The sequence below is a fragment of the Micromonospora sp. NPDC023814 genome, from assembly GCF_040639595.1.
In the GTDB taxonomy this organism is placed as follows: domain Bacteria; phylum Actinomycetota; class Actinomycetes; order Mycobacteriales; family Micromonosporaceae; genus Micromonospora.
In genome coordinates this window covers 42,822-61,115 of the sequence record NZ_JBFAAF010000038.1, presented here as the reverse complement: position 1 = coordinate 61,115, position 18,294 = coordinate 42,822, and the positions used below count along the sequence as shown (strand labels likewise).

At 73.2% G+C, this 18,294-nt stretch carries 14 protein-coding genes; 5 read left to right on the top strand and 9 right to left on the bottom strand.

Translation table 11 applies throughout. From position 1 onward, the window contains the following. The 8 genes from AB0G14_RS20775 to AB0G14_RS20740 all read right to left on the bottom strand — a co-directional run bounded on the left by AB0G14_RS20775 (nt 1) and on the right by AB0G14_RS20740 (nt 9,702). Nucleotides 1–930 (bottom strand): ROK family protein, encoded by a 930-nt coding sequence (locus AB0G14_RS20775; RefSeq protein WP_357699705.1) that lies wholly within the window; start codon nt 928–930, stop codon nt 1–3. Between the two features lie 37 nt (nt 931–967). Then, on the bottom strand, nt 968–2,425 hold the full coding sequence (locus AB0G14_RS20770) for a lyase family protein (protein ID WP_357699703.1): 1,458 nt from the start codon (nt 2,423–2,425) through the stop codon (nt 968–970). A gap of 65 nt (nt 2,426–2,490) precedes the next feature. After that, nucleotides 2,491–3,444: an amidohydrolase family protein gene (locus tag AB0G14_RS20765; RefSeq protein ID WP_357699701.1), complete on the bottom strand. Its 954-nt coding sequence runs from the start codon at nt 3,442–3,444 to the stop codon at nt 2,491–2,493. Further along, nucleotides 3,441–4,409, bottom strand: coding sequence for a creatininase family protein (locus tag AB0G14_RS20760; RefSeq protein WP_357699699.1), 969 nt, complete (start codon nt 4,407–4,409; stop codon nt 3,441–3,443). The genes AB0G14_RS20765 and AB0G14_RS20760 overlap by 4 nt, the downstream gene beginning before the upstream one ends. Further along, on the bottom strand, nt 4,397–6,190 hold the full coding sequence (locus AB0G14_RS20755) for an iron ABC transporter permease (RefSeq protein WP_357461826.1): 1,794 nt from the start codon (nt 6,188–6,190) through the stop codon (nt 4,397–4,399). Before AB0G14_RS20755 ends, AB0G14_RS20760 begins: the two co-directional genes overlap by 13 nt. Then, nucleotides 6,187–7,260 (bottom strand): ABC transporter ATP-binding protein, encoded by a 1,074-nt coding sequence (locus AB0G14_RS20750; protein ID WP_357699696.1) that lies wholly within the window; start codon nt 7,258–7,260, stop codon nt 6,187–6,189. The genes AB0G14_RS20755 and AB0G14_RS20750 overlap by 4 nt, the downstream gene beginning before the upstream one ends. 183 nt (nt 7,261–7,443) lie before the next feature. After that, a complete protein-coding gene (locus AB0G14_RS20745) occupies nt 7,444–8,490 on the bottom strand; it encodes an extracellular solute-binding protein (RefSeq protein ID WP_357699694.1) in 1,047 nt (348 codons plus the stop codon). 48 nt (nt 8,491–8,538) lie between these two features. Further along, nucleotides 8,539–9,702, bottom strand: coding sequence for an ROK family protein (locus AB0G14_RS20740; protein WP_357699692.1), 1,164 nt, complete (start codon nt 9,700–9,702; stop codon nt 8,539–8,541). 419 nt (nt 9,703–10,121) lie between these two features. Here AB0G14_RS20740 and AB0G14_RS20735 point away from each other — a divergent pair, with 419 nt between their 5' ends. Next, the gene (locus AB0G14_RS20735; protein WP_357699690.1) at nt 10,122–12,818 is read left to right on the top strand and encodes a sugar-binding protein; all 2,697 of its coding nucleotides are present in this window, start codon (nt 10,122–10,124) and stop codon (nt 12,816–12,818) included. A 204-nt stretch (nt 12,819–13,022) separates the two neighbouring features. Here AB0G14_RS20735 and AB0G14_RS20730 read toward each other — a convergent pair whose 3' ends face one another. Next, a complete protein-coding gene (locus AB0G14_RS20730; protein ID WP_357699688.1) occupies nt 13,023–13,784 on the bottom strand; it encodes a sulfite exporter TauE/SafE family protein in 762 nt (253 codons plus the stop codon). Between the two features lie 229 nt (nt 13,785–14,013). Here AB0G14_RS20730 and AB0G14_RS20725 point away from each other — a divergent pair, with 229 nt between their 5' ends. The 4 genes from AB0G14_RS20725 to AB0G14_RS20710 all read left to right on the top strand — a co-directional run bounded on the left by AB0G14_RS20725 (nt 14,014) and on the right by AB0G14_RS20710 (nt 17,647). Further along, a complete protein-coding gene (locus AB0G14_RS20725) occupies nt 14,014–14,385 on the top strand; it encodes an SCP2 sterol-binding domain-containing protein (RefSeq protein WP_357699686.1) in 372 nt (123 codons plus the stop codon). After that, nucleotides 14,378–16,465: a glycogen debranching N-terminal domain-containing protein gene (locus tag AB0G14_RS20720; RefSeq protein WP_357699684.1), complete on the top strand. Its 2,088-nt coding sequence runs from the start codon at nt 14,378–14,380 to the stop codon at nt 16,463–16,465. The genes AB0G14_RS20725 and AB0G14_RS20720 overlap by 8 nt, the downstream gene beginning before the upstream one ends. Before the next feature lie 11 nt (nt 16,466–16,476). Continuing rightward, the gene (locus AB0G14_RS20715) at nt 16,477–17,079 is read left to right on the top strand and encodes a cysteine hydrolase (RefSeq protein WP_357699682.1); all 603 of its coding nucleotides are present in this window, start codon (nt 16,477–16,479) and stop codon (nt 17,077–17,079) included. Between the two features lie 70 nt (nt 17,080–17,149). Continuing rightward, on the top strand, nt 17,150–17,647 hold the full coding sequence (locus tag AB0G14_RS20710) for a DUF523 domain-containing protein (protein ID WP_357461817.1): 498 nt from the start codon (nt 17,150–17,152) through the stop codon (nt 17,645–17,647). Nucleotides 17,648–18,294: the final 647 nt, after the last annotated feature.

Sequence of the window (18,294 nt, the reverse complement as noted above, 5' to 3'; positions counted from 1 at the left end):
TCACCGGGGTGTCGGGACCGCCTCGCGGGCGAGGATGACCGCGCCGAGCAGCGCGGCGTCGTCGGCGAACCGGGACAGGACCACCTCCGGCGGGTACGGCAGGACCGCGGCGAGCCGCTCCCCCAGCAGACCCCGGATCAGTCCGTTGCCGGCCACCCCGCCGACCAGCACCACCCGCTGCGGGTCGAGCAGCAGGCAGCAGGTGACCAGGTGTCGGGCCAGCTCGTCCACCCGGGCGGTCAGCGCGTCCCGGGCCGGGCCGGGGCGCTCGGCTGCGGCGGCCAGCGCGGGTGCGCCGCCCGGAAGCCCGAGCGAGTCCGCGAGCCCGTCCAGCGCCCGGCCGGAGAAGTCCAGCTCCAGCATGGTGCCCGGCCACGGGCCGCCGGCCACGGCGTAGCCGATCTCGCCGGCCGCCCCGTGGTGACCGGCCAGCACCGCCCCGCGGACCGTGGCCGCCGCCGCGACGCCCGTGCCGAGGCCGACCACCAGGCCGGGGTCGGCGTCGCGCAGCGCGCCGATCCGCAGCTCGGCCAGGGCGGCGGCATTCAGGTCGTTGTCGACCGCAACCGCCGGCACCGCCAGCCGATCCTGGACCGCGTCGGCGAGCCGCAGCCGGTCCCAGCCGGGCACGTTCGGGGCCAGGTCGATCCCGTCCGGCCGCACCACGCCGGGCGAGGCGATGCCGGCCGCGACGACCGGCGAGCCGACCTCCCCCACCAGCTTCGCGGCCAGCTCCAGCGCCCGGTCCAGGGCCTGCGGGGCGCCCCGCTCGGCGTACGTCGGGACCCGCTCGCGGGCCAGCAGCCGCCCCTGCCCGTCGGCCACCCCGACCGCCATCTTGGTGCCGCCGAAGTCGATGCCGAGCAGCACGCCCGCGTCGCCGGCCGCCTCGGCGGCCTCGGCTGCCCGACCGGCCAACCGCACGCTCACCGTCCCGTCCCCGTGGCCACGACCCCCGCGCCGGCGCTCATCGGCCCGCCCGCTCGGCGGCGACCGCGTCCAACGCCTTGTCGGCGGCGGCCAGACGGTCCCGGACGGCGGCCAGCCGGCCGGCGACGGTGTCGAAGGTGCCGCGCAGCACCACCACCTGGGCCCGGACGGCGTCCGCGCCGGGGCCGTCGACCTGGGCGCGGTCGAGCACCAGCTCGGGGCGTACGGCGGCGGCGATCAGGTCGGCGACGGCGGCATCGGCCAGCCCGTCGGCGATCCCCTCGGCCGCCGCCCGGACGGTCTGCGCGGTCCAGGTGTCCGGGGCGCCGCCGCGCACCAGCCGGCCGACCACGGAATGGGCGGCCCGGAACGGGACCCCGTGCCGGGTCAGCGCGTCCGCCGCGGCGGTGGTGGTGGCGCCGGAGGCGACGATCTCCTCCCGCGACGGCGGCTCGAGCGGCTCGATCTCGGCGAGGAAGCCGCCGAGCAGGGCGAAGAACCGGTCGGTGCGGTCGTTGCTCTCCCAGAGCCGCACCTGCACGTCGGTGGTGGCGTTGTTGGAGTCCTCCCACCAGGCCGCGCCGACGTTGTTGAGCACGGAGGCGGCGTCGGCGGCGGTGGCGCCGGCCATCGAGACGAGGTGTTCCAGCACCACCGGGTTGCGCTTCTGCGGCATGATGCTGCTGCCCTGGGTGAAGTCGCCGGGGGTCGTCACCCAGCGCCAGCTCAGCCAGTCCATCAGGGTGCGGGCCAGCCGGGCGCCGGTCGCGAGGGCCTGGGCGTTGAGGGTGCCGACCCGGACGAGGTGGTCGGCGCCGGCCACCGCCTCGTAGGAGTTGGTGACCAGGCCGCCGAAGCCGAGCAGCTCGGCCACGCGCGCCGGGGCGATGTCCAGGTCGGTGCCGGCGAACGCGCAGGAGCCCAGCGGCGAGGTGTTGAGGGTCTCGATCAGGTCGGCGTACGCGACGGCCTCGCCGGCGAGGGCCTCGGCGTAGCCGGCGAGGGCGTGCCCGATGGTGGTGGGCTGGGCCGGCCGACGGTGGGTGTAGCCGGTGATGACCACGTCGGCGTACCGGTGCGCCGAGTCCAGGGCGGTCCCGCCGGCGGCCAGGACCCGGTCGAGGACCCCGAGCAGCTGGTCGCGCAGCAGCATCCGGAACACCCCGGCGTCGAGGTCGTTGCGGCTGCGGGCCATCTGCACGTCCAGTTCGGACGTGGGGATGCCGCACGCCTGCGCCAGCCGCTTCTCCATCAGGTAGTAGGTGTCCTCGAACGTGCCGTCGAACTCCGGCGCCGGGGCGGTGTCGGCGCGCAGTTCGGCCAGCCCGCGCAGCAGCCGGGCGCCCCGCTCGGCGGGGATGAGCCCCTGCTCGGTCAGCATCACCACGTGCGCCTGGCTGGCCCGCACCATGGCCGGGAACAGGTACCCGACGTGGTGGTCGTACGTCGGCCGGAGGTGGTGCCGCTGGTAGGTGGTCAGCGCGGGTGTGTTCATGACGGTTCTCTACTTCCTTCCGTGCCGGGCGCGCCGGTCACCCGCCGCGCCCGGTCGTCAGCCGGTCAGTGGTCGAGGCCGAGCAGACGCTCGGCGTTCCCGGCGAAGATCGCGCGCAGGTGGTCGTCGGGCAGGCCCAGCTCGCGGCAGATCCGCAGCTGGTCGTCGAGGTAGCGGGTGACGTAGCCGCGCGGGAACCACGACGAGTCGCTGCCGAACACGATCCGGTGCGGGCCGATGGTCTCGTAGCAGCGCCGGAACAGCTCGTCCAGCGTCAGCTTGTACGGCATCCAGCGCACCCACTGGTTCGATCCTGAGGTGTCGACGTGGATGTTGGGGCAGCCCCAGGCGGCGAAGAGCAGGTCCTGCACGTGCTGGACGCCGAAGTGCGGCACCACCACGGCCAGTTCGGGGAAGCGTCGGGCCATCCGGGCCAGCTCGTCGGGGCCGCCGTACCGGCCGTGGGAGAGGCCGCCGGCGCTGCCGTAGTGGCCGATGTGGATCAGCACCGGCACGCCGAGGCGCTGGGCGGTGCCCCAGAGCGGGTCGAGGGCCTCGTCGTCGAGCGGGCCGCGCAGCAGCGGGGCGAAGAGCTTCAGCCCGCGCAGGCCGCGTTCGACCACCGCGCGTTCCAGCTCGGCGGCGGCGTCCGGGCCGTACGGGTCGTGGTGGGCGAAGCCGAGCAGCAGGTCGGGGTGGCGGTCCACCACGTCGGCGACGGTGTCGTTGCCGCCGCCGGTGACGAAGACGGCCCGGCGGATGTCGACCGCGCGCAGCTCCTGCGCCCACCGGTCCGCCTCGTCCTCCCACCGCGGCGCGGGGGGCTCGGGGTCGGGAAAGCCCCACGCCTGCCGCCACTGCGCCGCGTACGGGGCGGAGCCGGCGGCGCGGACGGCGCGCTCGTGCTCGCCGCCGGGGTGCATGCCGGCGGCGTGCTCGCACGCCCGGATCGTCTCGTCGGCGCCGATACGGAAGTGCAGGTGGAAGTCGACGACGTCGAGTCCGCGGTCGACGGTCACGGTGCCTCCTCTGGCTCGGGCCCGCCGGCCGGCGGAGTGCCGGCGGGCGGAACGTCCGTGGGCGGCGGGGCGGCGCCGACCGGGGTGTCGGCGGGCAGCGGGGCGTCGGTGGGCGGGGCGGGAAGCGGGGCGGCCACCCAGGCGGCGACGACCTCCCGCAGCCGCGTCGCGGCCAGCTCCCGGACCCGCCGGCCGGTCTCCTCGCCCGCCAGCGAGACGTGCCCGGACCAGCCCTGCCACGGGTCGGGGCGGGACTCCACCAGCACGTACGGGTGGGTCACCGGCAGCTTCGGCCTCGGCGGCAGGTCGGCGACCGCGTCGAGGCGCACCGCGCCGGGGTCGAAGCCGAGCACCCCGTCGGTCTCGTACGCCCCGCCGTGGCCGCGCGCCGGCAGCGGCCCGTACAGCTCGGCGGTCTCGGTCGGGGTCACGAGCTGGAACCAGTTGACCAGCAGCAGGCTGGCCGTGCGCCGCCCGGAGACCCACTCCATGGCGGCCCGGACGGTGGACATGTTGGCGTCGTGCCCGTTGACGATCAGCAGCCGGGGGAACCCGGCCGCCACGATGCCCTCGACCACGTCGGCCAGGTAGCCGACCGCGATCTCCGGCCGGATCGCCACGGTGCCGGGCCACGGCCGGGTCTGGCCGGGGCACGCGGCGTACGGCACGGCGGGGAAGAGCACCCCGCGCGGACCCGCCGTCGTGCCGGGTGCGCCGCCCGGGGTCCCGTCGCCGGACGGCACCGCGCCGCCGTCGCCGGGGACCGCGCTCTCGGCGGCGAAGCCCTGGGCGAGGATCAGGTCGGTGCCGAGCGGCAGGTGGGGGCCGTGCCACTCGACCGCGCCGACCGGCAGCACCGCGAAGTCCGCCGCCTCGGCCACCGCCGCCAGTTCCCCGCCGGGGATCCGGGCGGCGGGGACCAGCCCGCCGCCCGCCGGCCAGGCCGCCGCGCTCACGCCGTCCACCGCGCCGCCTCCCGGCTGGAGCGCCGGCCGCCTTCAAGCCGGCCGGAGACCACCATCACCACGAAGATCAGGACCACCTGGAGCATGCCGTACGCGGCGGCGGTGCCGACCTCGAACGAGTACATCCGGTTGTTGATCTCCACGGAGATCGGCGCGGTGTCGGAGGTGTAGATGAGCACCGAGGCGACGAACTCGCCGACGCCGTGCACGAAGGCGAGCAGTGCGCCGGCCACCACGCCGGGCAGCATCAGCCGCAGGGTGACCGTGCCGAACGCCCGCCACCAGGACGCGCCCAGGTTGCGCGCGGCCTCCTCCAGCGACGGGTCGATCTGCGCCAGGGTGGCCGAGCTGGACCGGAACACCAGTGGCAGGAACCGCACGAAGTACGCCAGCGGCATGATCCAGAAGGTGCCGATGAGCACCTGCCCGAAGCTGAACGCGTTGCCGGTGCTGAACGCCGAGATCAGGTTGATCGCCACCACCGTGCCGGGCAGCGCCCAGGCCAGCATGACCGCCACGTCCAGCAGGCCCCGGCCACGGAAGTCCAGCCGCCGCACCGCGTACGCGATGAGCACGCCGACCACGACACAGCCGACGGTCGCGATCAGGCTCATCTGCAGCGAGTTGAGGATCGGCTGGAACGCCTCGGGGTCGGAGAAGATGGTGACGAAGTTCTGCGTGGTGTAGGCCGCCGGGATCACCTCGGTGGTCCAGGAGCCGTCGGCGGAGAACGCCACCAGGGCGATGGTCGCCACGGGGGCGAGCAGCACGGCGGTGGCCAGGATCGACGCGACCAGGGCCAGCCACTTGCCGAACGGGTTGGTGATCTCCCGCCGGTGCGCGGCGACCCCCTTCGACTGGGAACGGTAGCTGCGCCGCCCCTCGTACCAGCGCATGCCGAGCAGGAACAGCACCGACACCACGCCGAGCACCGAGGCGTACGTGGAGGCCATCGGCAGGTCGCCGTTGGTGCGGTTGATGTAGATCTGCATGGTCATGGTCTGGTCCACCCCGAACAGCAGCGGGGCGGTGTACGAGGCCAGCGAGGTCATGAAGACCAGCAGCGAGGCGGAGACCAGCGCCGGGGTGAGCATCGGCAGCAGCACCGTACGCCACACCCGGACCCGGCCGGCCCCCAGGTTGTACGCGGCCTCCTCCACCGAGGGGTCCATCCCGCCGAGCGCGGCGGAGGCGGACAGGTAGAAGTACGGGTACATGGTGAAGGTGTGCACCACCAGCACCCCGGCGATGCCGCTGAACGGCAGCACCGGGTTCTCGGTGCCGAAGAGCTGCTGGAGCCCGCGCGGGAGGATGCCCGTCTCGCTGTAGAGCAGCTGGAACGAGATCGCCCCGATCAGCGGCGGCAGGGCCGCCGGCACCAGGATGATCGCCTCGATCAGCCGGCGGCCGGGGAACGAGAACCGCTTGAGCAGGAAGGCCATCGCCACGCCGACGACGCCGCAGAGCAGCACACTGGCCGCGGAGATGATCAGCGAGGTGACCAGGGACGAGCGGGCCACCCCGTCGCCGGAGAGGAAGGCGCCGTAGTTCTCCACCCCGTCCACGCCGACGCTCTCGGCGAAGGTGGCGAACATCGGCTGCACCACGTACCCGAAGAGGATCAGCGCGAGCGGGAAGACCAGGACGTACGGGAACCAGCGGGAGCCGGTGCCGCCGGCGAACCGGTCGGCGAGCCGACGGCGCGGCGCGCGCGGCGGCGTCGGCTCCTGGGTGACCGGGGCGACGGTGGCCGGGCTGGGGGTGGCGGGAATGGTGCTCACGGGCGCACCACCCACATCCGCTCGCGGTTCAGCCGCAGCCCGACCTGGTCGCCGGCGGCGATCCCGTCCGGCACGTCGATCGCGGCGACCTGCACCGACTCGCCGGCCACGTCGACCACGAGGTTGGTGGCCATCCCGGTGAACTCCACCTCGGTGACCCGGCCGGGCAGCGCGTCCGCGTCGGTGGCCGAGGTGAGGCCGATGTGCTCGGGGCGGACCGACACCAGCGCGGTGTCGCCCTGGCGCAGGCCGTGCCCGGTCGGGGCGGGGACGGCGATCTCGCCGCCGGCGGGCAGCTTCACCGTGACGGCCTGCTCGGCGGCGCCGGCCACCGGCAGGGAGAGCACGTTGCTGCGGCCGATGAAGCGGGCCACGAAGCTGGTCGCCGGGCGGTGGTAGATCTCCTGCGGGGCGCCGATCTGCTGCACCCGGCCGGACTGCATCACCGCGATCCGGTCCGACATGGCCATCGCCTCGGCCTGGTCGTGGGTGACGTAGATGGAGGTGGTGCCGGCCTCGCGCTGGATGCGGCGGATCTCCACCCGGGTCTCCTCGCGCAGCTTGGCGTCGAGGTTGGACAGCGGCTCGTCGAGCAGCAGGGTGCGCGGCCGGATCACCAGGGCCCGGGCGAGGGCGACGCGCTGCTGCTGGCCGCCGGAGAGCTCGTCGATGCGGCGGTCGCCGTAGCCGGCGAGGTGCACCTGCCCGAGCGCCTCCTCGACCCGGCGCCGCGACTCGGCCCGGCCGACCTTGCGGATCTTGAGCCCGTACGCGACGTTCTGGGCCACGCTCATGTGCGGGAAGAGCGCGTAGTTCTGGAACACCATGCCGGTGTCGCGCTTGTTCGGCGGTCGGCGGGTGACGTCCTCCGCGCCGAACCGGATCCGGCCGGAGGTGGGGAAGTAGAACCCGGCCACCATGCGCAGGGTCGTGGTCTTGCCGCAGCCGCTCGGGCCGAGCAGCGTGAAGAACTCCCCGGCGGCGATGGTGATGTCGACGTCGTCCACGGCCGCGGTGTCGCCGCCGCGCGCGAAGCGCTTGCTCACCGACTCCAGCGTGACATCGATCATGAGGTCCTCTCCTTCGTGCGGTACCGGACCTGTCGGTCGTGGGATGGGGGGCGGGCGACGGGAAGGGCAGCTTCCTGACGCCTCCGGTGGAGAGGGGGCTCCCCTCTCAAACCGTGCCGGCGCCCCGGGGGCGGGCGGCGGGGTGCCGGGGACGGGACGGGCCCGCCCCCGGCACCCGGGCGGTCAGCCCTTGTTCTTGATCTGGCTGTTCCAGTGGTTGATCCATTCGGTCTCGTTCTTGCCGATCACGTCCCAGTCGACGTCCAGCGGCTTGAGCTGGAGCTGCGCCAGCCACTCCGGCTTGTCGGCGATGTCCACGGCCGGGATCTGGTAGTAGTCCTTGGCCAGGTCGGCGCGGAGCTTGTCGTCGAAGAGGAACTCGATGAACTTCTGCGCGCCCTCGCTGTTGCCGCCCTTGACCGCGGCCAGGCCGTCGACCAGCACCGGGGCGCCGGAGGCCGGCATGACGTAGCCGAACGGCATGTTCGACTGGTTGGCCTGCAGCAGGATGTCCTGCAGGTTCCAGGCGCTGAGCGTGCCCTGCTGGCGGGACAGCTTCAGGTAGAGGTCGGTCGGGTTGGCCGCGTACGCGCCGGTGTTGGCGTCGAGCTTCTTGAGCCAGTCGTAGCCGGGCTGCGGGTTGCTGCCGTCCGCGGACTGGCGGACGATCATCGCGGCGTAGATCGACCGCATGGTGCCGGACGCGGCCACGTCCCGGATGATGATCTTGTCCTTCCACTCCGGCTTGAGCAGGTCGTCCCAGTCCTTCGGGGCCTGCTCCGGGGTGAGGGCCTTGTTGTTGTACATGATGACCTCGGGCAGCAGGATCTCCCCGAACCAGCGGCCCTCGGCGTCCTTGTACTTCGGGTCCATCTTGCTGGCGAACGCCGGCTGCCACGAGGTCAGCAGGTCCTCGCTGGCGCCGGCCGAGAGACCCTGCTGGGTGCCGCCCCACCAGACGTCGGCCTGCGGGTTGGCCTTCTCGGCCCGCACCCGCTCCAGGATCTCCTGGGCGCCGAGGTTGAGGATCTCGACCTTGCCCTTGTACTCGGGGTACTTGGCGGTGAACTGGTCCACGACGTAGTCGGAGACCTTCTTGTCGCGGGCGGTGTAGATGGTCAGCTTCTCGGCGCTGCCGCCGCTGGCCGCGTCGTCACCGCCGCCGCCACAGGCGGTGCCGGCGGCGAGCACGGTGGCGAGCGCGCCGGCGAGGAGAAGGCGACGTTTCATGGGGTACCTCCGAGGGGTGAGGGGAACTACGTTGTTCGGGGTGTGAGGTCAGGGGGTCGGCAGCAGGGTGGGCAGGCCCGCGGCGGCCGCGGAGAGGGCGTAGCTGACGGCGCCGTGCAGCACCGCCCGGTCGCCGAGCACCGCCCGGCGGACGTCGGTGGCGCTCGGCGCGGCGGCGCTGACGAGCGCCTGGAGCCGGTCGACGGCGGCGTCGTCGAGCTGGGCGGCGGCGCCGCTGAGCAGCACCCGCCCGGGGTCGACGACGCAGACGCAGGAGACGATCAGCCGGGACCAGGCCGCGAGCAGCTCGTCGAGGTACGCGGCGGCCCGTTCGTCGGTGGCGGCCAGCTCCACCAGGGCGGCCACGGGCGAGTCCGGGCGCCGCCCGGGGGCCAGCGCCACCACCCGCTCGGCGATGGCGTTCTCCGACCAGCGGGCCTCGAACGGGCCGATCCCGTCGTGGCCCCGGTCGGCCGGGTCCAGCGGCAGGAAGCCGACCTCGCCGGCGGCCCCGCCGGCGCCCCGGCGGACCTGCCCGTCGAGCACGAGGCCGGCGCCGATGCCGTCGGCGACGTGCAGCAGCAGCAGGTCGGCGACGTCGCTGCCGGCGCCGACCGCGTGCTCACCGGCGGCCATCAGGTTCACGTCGTTGTCCACCAGCACCGGCACCCCGAGCCGGCGTTGCACCGACTCCCCCACGGGCCGCGCCTCGACGAGGCCGACCGAGGGGGCCAGGCGGACGGCGCCGCCGGTGGAGATGCCGGGCGCGGCGACAGCCACCCCGCGCAGCGCCGGCAGGCCGTCGCCGACCAGCTCGGGCACCGAGCGGCAGATGGTGTCGACGATGTCGCCGGCGAGCCGCACCGCACGGTGGGCGATCACGGTCCCGTCACTGTCGGCGATCTCGCAGCTGAGCCGGGACGGCTCCAGCGAGACCGCGGCGACCAGCTCGGCCCGGGGGTTGAACTCCAGCATCGCCCGGGGACGGCCGGCGCGCGACGCGCCGGGACCACGCTCGATGAGGTAGCCCTCGGCGATCAGCTCCCGCACGAGCGGGGTGAGCGTGGCGGGGCTCAGGCCGGTGAGCTCGGTCAGCTCGGCGCGGGAGAGCACCCGCACCTGGCGGGCGGTGGAGATCACGGAAAGCCGCTTGATCTCCTTCGACCGCTCCCGGCTCACCGGGCTCGTCGGTGGCGTCACCACGTCAGTCACACTTCCTTCCTACGGCGAACGAACTATCGAGTCAAGTAACGAAACCGTCTCGTTACCTTGCGGCCACCTTCACGAGCAGCAGAAACACCCTTCGCGGGTTCCGCCGGAGGTCGAGCACCCGCGCCGCCGACCGAGGCGTGGAAGATCGCCTGACCCCTTGTTTGTTTCTTTCGCAAATAAAGAAAGACCTTGCAAAGCATTGACGGGCCGCCGCACCGGTCCCTAGCGTCACCGGGCGAAGGCCTTCCAGTGTGTACGGATCTCCGTGCCGCTGCGTACCCCGGTGCCGTGGCGCCCCTCGCGCCCCGCACCCCCCACCGCCGCCGTCTCGCCGTCCGACCACGACCCCGCGTCCGCGCCACCGCGCGCCCGACGTCGGTGGCCGCTGCGCGGACCTCGCGTGTCGCGAAAGGACCTGCATGCGACTCAAGTCGTTCCTGCTACCCACGGCGCTCGCCCTGGCCCTGTCCGGGGCGCCCGCCGCCGCCCTAGCCGCCCCCACCGACGCCCGGCCGACCGACACCGTCGACCTGGACGTCCTCTTCGTCAGCGCCCACCCCGACGACGAGGCCGGCAGCCTCGCCACCCTCGGCCAATGGAAGGAGAAGCACGGCGCCAAGGCGGGCGTCGTGACCATCACCCGCGGCGAGGGCGGCGGCAACGCCGTAGGCCTCGAGGAGGGCCCGCCGCTGGGCATCATCCGCGAGCGCGAGGAGCGCACCGCGATCGGCCGGGCCGGCGTGGAGAACCTGTACAACCTCGACCGCGTCGACTTCTGGTACACCGCCTCCGCGCCGCTGTCCGAGCAGATCTGGGGGCACGACGACACCCTGGCCCAGATCGTCCGGGTGATCCGGCAGACCCGGCCCGAGATCGTCATGACGATGAACCCGTCGCCGACGCCCGGCAACCACGGCAACCACCAGCAGGCCGCCCGGTTCGCCGCCGAGGCGTTCCACGCCGCCGCCGACCCGGCCGCCTTCCCCGAGCAGCTCACGCAGGAGGGCCTGAAGCCGTTCCGGGCGGCGAAGTTCCTGCGTACCGGCGGGACCGGCAGCTCGGCGACCGGGGCGCAGTGCGCGTCCAGCTTCGTGCCGACCGTCCCGACCGACCAGGTGTTCGGCGTCTGGGAGGGCACCCCGAGCGCCGACGGCAGGACCTGGGCCGAGGTCGAGGTCGACGCCCGCCGGGACTACGTCACCCAGGGCTGGGCCGGCACCGCCGCCGCCCCCACCGACCCCGCGAAGATCCGCTGCGACTTCTACACCCTGGTCGACAGCCGCGTTCCGTACGACCCGGCGGACACCTCGCCGGAGGCCATCCTGCGCGGCTCGGTGCTGCCGGCGACGACCGGCGGGCTTCCCCAGGGCACCGAGCTCTACCTGACCGCCGACCGGTTCGACCTCGCCCCCGGCGAGACCGTCGAGGTCACCGCGCACGTCCGCGCCCCGCACGACCAGGCGCTCACCGTCCCGCGGGTCTCCCTGCGGCTGCCGCAGGGCTGGACCGCCACCGGCTCCGGCGCACTGCGCGGCGCCGTCCCCGCCGGCACGGAGCGGACCGTCGCCTTCACCGTGACCGTTCCCGCCGGCGCCGACACCAACGAGCAGCACCTCGTCGGCGCGAGCCTGACCACCGGCCAGGGCGCCGGCCGCACCGACCGCGCGGTCCGGGTGGTCGCCGACGTGCGCGGCACCCTGGAGCCACTGCCCGAGGTCGGGCTGTTCCGCACCTGGGCCGGCGACAGCGGCTACCCGCAGCTGGACACCCTGATCAAGCCGGTCCTCACCGTCGGCTCCGGCAAGAGCCGGACCGTCCGGGTCGACCTGCGCAACCACGGCGAGGCCCCGCAGAGCGGCACCGTCACCCTCGGCCTGCCGGCCGGCTTCACCGCCGACGCGGCGACCAAGAGCTACGCCGAGCTGGCGCCGGGCGCGACCGGGGCGGTCACCTTCACCGTCACCAACAGCGACGCCACCCTGCCGACCGCCAACGAGGGCGGCGACGGCGGCGACTACGGCATCACCATCACCACCACCAGCACCGCCGGCAGCACTGTCGAGACCGGCGCACTGGAGATCGTGCCCACCAGCGAGGTGCCGCACGCCGGGCACGACCACGCCGTCGACGGGGTGGCCTCCCCGGGCGAGTACCCCGGCGAGGAGCTGGACCTGTCCCGGATCTGGGAGGGGCAGGCCACCACGCCGCAGGACGCCTCGGCCACGGGCCGCGTCGCCTGGACCGAGGACGCGCTGAAGGTGTTCGTCCAGGTCACCGACGACGTGCTCGGCAAGAAGGTGGTGCCGCAGGACTGCAAGCGGCAGCGGCGTACCGACAGCGTCGAGATCATCGTCGACCCGAAGGGGAACTCGACGGACACCTCGACGGTGTTCAAGGCCGGCATCTTCCCGGTCACCGACGACCCCGCGGGCGGCGACCCGCCGTGCTGGCAGCGCGACGCCGACAACCGGCAGGGCCCGGGTGCCACGACCGCACCGGGGATGACGATGGTCAGCAAGGTCACCGCGCCGTACGCCGGCTACACCATCGAGGCGAGCATCCCGTTCGCGGTGCTGCCCGACGCCGTCGACCCGGCCCGGATGGGCTTCAACGTGCTGGTCTACGACTCGGACACCCAGGACCTGACGTCCCAGTCCCGGCTGGGCTGGTCCACCTTCACCGGCGTCCGCGCCGACCCGTACCGGTACGGCCTGGTGACCCTGCCCGGGTACACCCCGGCCCAGCGGCAGCCCAGCGCCCCGGTGTTCCCGGACACCGCCGCCCGCAGCGTGCACAGCCCGCAGACCATCGCGCAGTCCGCGGTCGACGGCGTCGCGCCGGCCGCCGTGGCCCGGCTCCCCGAGCGGGCGCTGCGGCTGACCGGCCAGCGCCAGGTGGCCGGCGGGGTGCAGGTGACGGTCCTCGCCGACCGCGCGGGCACCGCGTACCTGCACGCCTGGGACGGCGAGCGTTCGCTCGGTGAGCGGTCCGTGCAGCTGCGCCCGGGCGACCCGGTGACCGTGCTGGTCCCGGTCACCGGCGGCACGGCCGACGGCCTGCTGGCCGCGTTCGAGGCCGGCGGCGCCGCGCTGGCCCGCCACGTGCCGCTGACCTGACCGGCGACGGCCTGGCCCCGGTCATCCGCGTCGGATGACCGGGGCCAGGTCCACCCGGCGGGTCCCCCGCGCCCGACGGACACCGGCCGCCGGGCCGTACCGCCCCGGGTCGGCGCGCCGACCTTTCGGCACAACGACGCCGCGCGGGCGGTCCTGCGGCACCTCGCCGGCGCCGAGCCGCCCCCGGCCGTCGGCTGACCCGGTCTACAGCACGTTGCGCCACAGCAGGACCAGGCCGAAGACCGCCCCGAACGTGACGATCACGGCTTTGAGAGGGGCACCGGGGAGCCTGCGGAGCAGCCGCGCCCCGACGTAGCCGCCGACGACGGTCGCCGGGACCAGGACGGCTGCCCCCGCCCAGTTGACGGTGCCGAAGAAGACGTAGAGCACCACCGCCGTGAACGAGATGACGGCCGACAGCAGGTTCTTCAGGGCGACCGTCCTGGTGAGCGGCTCGTGCTGCAGGAGAGCCAGGCTGGCGACCAGCACGATGCCGAACCCCGCGCCGATGTAGCCGCCGTAGACACCGCCCAGGGCGACCAACGCCTGCAGCATCGCCGGGTGTTCCTGTCGGCCACGCAGCGCGGAGCGCCTGACCATCTCGTTCAGGCGGCCCTGGAGGCCGAGGACGGCGGAGGCGGCGAGCACCAGGAACGGCACGATCATGTCGAAGACGCGGCTGGGCGTCAGCAGCAGCAGCGCCGACCCGGCGACCCCGCCGAGCACGGCGGCGGGCAGGATCCGCCTGGTGTCTCGCCGGGGTGGCAGATCCCGGTACCCGCCCACGACGCTGGCCACGTTCCCCGGGAACACCGCGACCGTGCTGGTCAGCTTGGCGGTCAGCGGCGGTATGCCGGTGCCGAGCAGCGCCGAGAAGGCGATGAGGGAGCCGCCGCCCGCGACCGCGTTGAAGGCGCCCGTGGCGACTCCGGCGGCGAGGAGCAGCGTTGCCTCGATGGGATCCATCGAGTCCCAGGCTAGTGGCGTCGCCCGCCGGCCGGGCCAGGGTCCGCCGGCCCGGCCCGGCCCGGGCTCGGGCCGGCGCGCGCGACGCGGACGGCTTGACGGTGGCCGGTGGCGTGGCGGCGTCGAGGACGGCGGGGTGGCAGCAGCGGTCGGCGGCGGGGAATTCACCTCCTTCGGGTGAGGCGGAAGCCGCGATTCGCGGGAATGGTGGCCCTGAGGAGGTGGCGCGATGGGGAATGCCACCCAGGATTTCTTCCGCAGCCTGGCGCAGCGTGGACACGACCGCCGTCTGACGGCGATCGACGAGGGCAGTGTCCGCTTCGAGATCAGCCGGGACGGGCGGATCGACCGCTGGCTCGTCTCCATCGACAAGGGCGACATCACGGTCTCGGAGCAGGCGACCGGCGGGGACGCGGTCGTCCAGGCGGACGGGGCGGTGTTCGACCGGATCGCCAGCGGCGAGGCCTACTTCCTGACCACCGTCCTGCGCGGCGAGGCGACCGTGGCGGGCAGCCCCCGGCTCTTCGCGAGCCTCCGTAGGTTGTTCCCGCCGCCACCCAGGTCGGCGGGGACGGAGCACCGAGGAGGTGACCATGAGTGAGAACCAGGTGGGCATCCTGGACGGCACCACCTTCATGGTGTGTAACCGCTCGGGCGACATCATCCCGTCACCCGACGCTCCCATGGGCCTGTTCGCCCACGACACCCGGCTGCTGTCGAAGTGGGTGCTGACGGTGAACGGAGAACGACTGACCACCCTTTCCATCGACGACATCCACTACTTCGAGAACCGGTTCTTCCAGGTTCCGGGGCGTCAGGACGTCTACGTCAACAGCACTGTGGGGGTGCGTCGGCTGCACAGCCTGGACAGCGGTCTCCATGAGGACCTGACCGTCATCAACTATGCCAACGAACCGGTCGACGTGACCCTCAGAATCGAGGCGGACGCCGACTTCGCGGACCTCTTCGAGGTCAAGGACGCGGCGGTGCGGAAGAAGGGCCGACACTACCGGCGGGTCGACGACGGGCGCCTCGTCCTCGGCTACGAACGGGAGCGGTTCCGACGGGAGACGATCATCTCCGCGTCGGCGCCGGCCGCATGGGACGACAACGGCCTGACGTTCGAGGTCCACCTCGAACCTCGCAGCCGATGGACCGTCAGACTCAGCGCCCTGCCGGACCTTCCGATGCCCAGAGGGCTGGAGCGCCTCGTGATCCCAGGGCGGGCAGCAGGTAAGGGCAGGGACAAGGAACAGGATCTCCTGGAGTGGTTGGACCACGCGCCGCGCCTGGAATCCGGCTGGGAGCCACTGAGCGGCACGTACCGGCAGAGCCTGATCGACCTGGCCGCGCTGCGTTTCAGTCCCTTCCTCGCCGAGGACAAGAGGGTCCCCGCCGCCGGCCTGCCCTGGTTCATGGCCATGTTCGGGCGGGACAGCATCTTCACCAGTCTCCAGGCGTTGCCGTTCACACCCGAACTCGCCGCCACCACCCTCCGGGTGCTCGCGCTCCGGCAGGGCAGCCGCGTCGACGACTTCCGGGAGGAGGAGCCCGGCCGGATCCTGCACGAGATGCGGTACGGCGAGATGAGCATCTTCGAGGAGACCCCGCACACGCCCTACTTCGGCAGCGCCGACTCCACTCCCCTGTTCCTCGTTCTGCTCGACGAGTACGAGCGGTGGACCGGCGACGTCGACCTCGTGCGCTCGGTCGAGCACGAGGCGCGCGCGGCGATCGACTGGATCAACAACTACGCCGACCTGACCGGCACGGGCTACATCTCCTACGAGCGGCGGAACACCAGGAACGGTCTGGAGAACCAGTGCTGGAAGGACTCCTGGGACAGCATCTGTTACCGCGACGGTCGGCTGCCGGGCTTCCCCCGCGCGACCTGCGAGCTGCAGGGGTACGCGTACGACGCGAAGATGCGCACCGCGCGGCTCGCCCGCACCTTCTGGAACGACCCGCACTACGCGGACCGGCTGGAGCGGGAAGCCGCCGACCTCAAGGAGCGTTTCAACCGCGACTTCTGGGTGGCGGACGGCGAATACATGGCGCTCGCCCTCGACGGCGACGGCCGCCAGGTGGACGCCCTGTCCTCCAACATCGGGCACCTGCTGTGGAGCGGCATCGTCGAGAAGCCGAAGGCGGAAGCCCTGGTCCGGCACCTGATGTCGCCCGCCCTGTTCAGCGGCTGGGGTGTCCGCACGCTGGCCGAGGGCCAGGGCCGCTACAACCCCATCGGCTACCACGTGGGCACCATCTGGCCGTTCGACAACTCCTTCATCGCCTGGGGCCTGCGGCGTTACGGGTACGCCGACGAGGCGGCGCGGATCGCCGCCGGCATCCTGGACGCCGCCGTCTACTACGACGGCCGGCTGCCCGAAGCCTTTTCCGGATCCTTTCGCACCGACACCCGGTACCCGGTCAACTATCCCACCGCCTGCAGCCCCCAGGCGTGGTCCGCCGGAGCGACCCTGCTCCTGCTGAGGACGATGCTCGGGCTCCACCCGGTGGGCGAAGACCTCGTCGTCAGGCCCGCCCTTCCCGCTAACCTCGACTTCGTGGCGTTGCACGGCATCCCCGGCCGGTGGGGGCGGTTCGACGCCTACGGCAGGGGCCCGGCCGCCGCGGGCAGGCAGCGCTACCAGCCGGCACCGCAACAACTCTCCGCCCCGTGACGGGAGGAACAATGCGAGAAATCGACCCGGCGCGCACCGCGGTGGTCGGCGTCCACTGGCAGCACGAGGTCGTCAGCCCCGACGGGCTGTTCGGTCCCTTCTTCGCCGAGCAGGTCGCCCGACACCGCGTCGCCTCGTACGCCGCCCAGGTCGCCGGGGCGGTACGCGCCAGCGGCGGGCTGGTCGTCTACACGCGGGTCGCCCACCGGCCCGGCTACCCCGACCTCATCCCCAACACGCCCAGCTTCGCCATGATCCCCGAGCGGCAGGCATTCCTGGAGGGCGCGCCGAAGTCCCGCATCATCGACGAGGTCGCGCCGGAGGCGGACGACGTCGTCATCACCCACGTGCGGCTCACCGGCTTCTTCGGCACCGAACTCGACTTGGTGCTGCGGCGCAGGCAGGTCGAGACAATCCTGTTCACCGGCGTCGCCACCAACCTGTCCGTGGCGGGAACGGCCTTCGAGGCGGTCAACCACGGGTACCGGCCCGTGATCGTCTCCGACGCCTGCACGGCCGCGACCGACGAGGCCCACCGGGCGAGCCTGGAGACGTGGGGCCAGCTCGGCGAGGTGGTCACCACCGCCGAGGTGGTCGAGCGGCTGTCGCGATAACCCTCAGGCGCTGCCCGACAGGCCCACCCCCGACCCCGACGGCCCACCCGGCGGCGGTTACGGTGCCCTGGTGCGCAGGGTGCTGGTGAGCGGCTGTCTGGGGGGCAGCCCGGTCCGGTTCAACGCGACCGGGGTGGATGTCTGCTCGCCGATCTGGGACCGCTGGGCCGCCGAGGGTCGCCTGGTGTCGTTCTGTCCCGAACTGTCGGTGGGGTTGCCGGTGCCCCGGCCACCGGCCGAAATCGTCGGCGGCGTCGCGGCGGAGGTGCTCGACGGTGACGGCAGGGTGCGGGAGGTGACCGGGCGGGACGTCACAGACCTGTTCCGGGCGGCGGCGCGACGGGCCGTGGACCGGGCCCGGGCGGCCGGGGTGGTCCTCGCCGTCCTGGTGGACCGCAGTCCGACGTGCGGCACCAGCCAGGTGCACGACGGGTCCTTCACGGGTCGTACGATCCCCGGGCGCGGTCTGGCCGCCGAACTGCTGGTCCGCGCCGGGATCCCCGTCTTCCACCAAGGCCAGCTCACGCAGGCCGCCGCCCTGTTGGATGGGCTCGACCGGGACGGCTGACGCCAGGAAGGGGCCTCTGCGGGCCCGACGACAGCCCCGAGGCCGGTGAGTTGAAGCGGAACTGAGGGCCGCGGAACCGACAGCACACGAGAGCTCCGACAGGCCACCTCCGCACAAGCGCGGCGGCCGGCGCTGACCGTCCGCCGGCGCTTCGCTCGGGCGGGCCCCGACAAATGCGGTTGGATCTCGGGTACGGCGTCGCTACCGTGGGCGGGCACCTCCCGGTGCGCAGGCAACGGCTACTTCCGCTTCCCACGGGGAAACGCGGGTTCGAATCCCGCCGCCGCCGATACGCGGTGTCGACCAGCGGCCCAGGTCACCTTGGCCCGCGAGGGCCGGTCTCCGTTGCCGCTTCGACCTCGGGAGGCGCGTTCACGCCGCTCACCCCGGTGCGATGGATACGGCTACTTCTGGCAGAGGGCCCGCAAGGCCCTGCGGTTCGATCCCGCACACGCCGTGTCCGGCCTCGATCTCGGGTGAGCGGCGTGAACCCCTGACGGACGCGAAACCCCTTGCCGCTCCGGAGCTTCCGCTTGTACGTTGTTGCCGCACGTCCCGGTGCGAAGGTGACGGATACTTCCTTTCCCGAACGAGCCCGTCGCCGTTGTCGGTCTCGGGAGGTGCTCACGCCGCGTACCCGGTGCGCA

Bases quoted from the DNA above. Each gene is read 5' to 3' on its own strand.
- AB0G14_RS20770 (WP_357699703.1), bottom strand. From the start codon at position 2,425: ATGAACACACCCGCGCTGACCACCTACCAGCGGCACCACCTCCGGCCG.
- AB0G14_RS20725 (WP_357699686.1), top strand. From the start codon at position 14,014: ATGGGGAATGCCACCCAGGATTTCTTCCGCAGCCTGGCGCAGCGTGGA.
- AB0G14_RS20735 (WP_357699690.1), top strand. From the start codon at position 10,122: ATGCGACTCAAGTCGTTCCTGCTACCCACGGCGCTCGCCCTGGCCCTG.
- AB0G14_RS20750 (WP_357699696.1), bottom strand. From the start codon at position 7,260: ATGATCGATGTCACGCTGGAGTCGGTGAGCAAGCGCTTCGCGCGCGGC.
- AB0G14_RS20745 (WP_357699694.1), bottom strand. From the start codon at position 8,490: ATGAAACGTCGCCTTCTCCTCGCCGGCGCGCTCGCCACCGTGCTCGCC.
- AB0G14_RS20730 (WP_357699688.1), bottom strand. From the start codon at position 13,784: ATGGATCCCATCGAGGCAACGCTGCTCCTCGCCGCCGGAGTCGCCACG.
- AB0G14_RS20720 (WP_357699684.1), top strand. From the start codon at position 14,378: ATGAGTGAGAACCAGGTGGGCATCCTGGACGGCACCACCTTCATGGTG.
- AB0G14_RS20715 (WP_357699682.1), top strand. From the start codon at position 16,477: ATGCGAGAAATCGACCCGGCGCGCACCGCGGTGGTCGGCGTCCACTGG.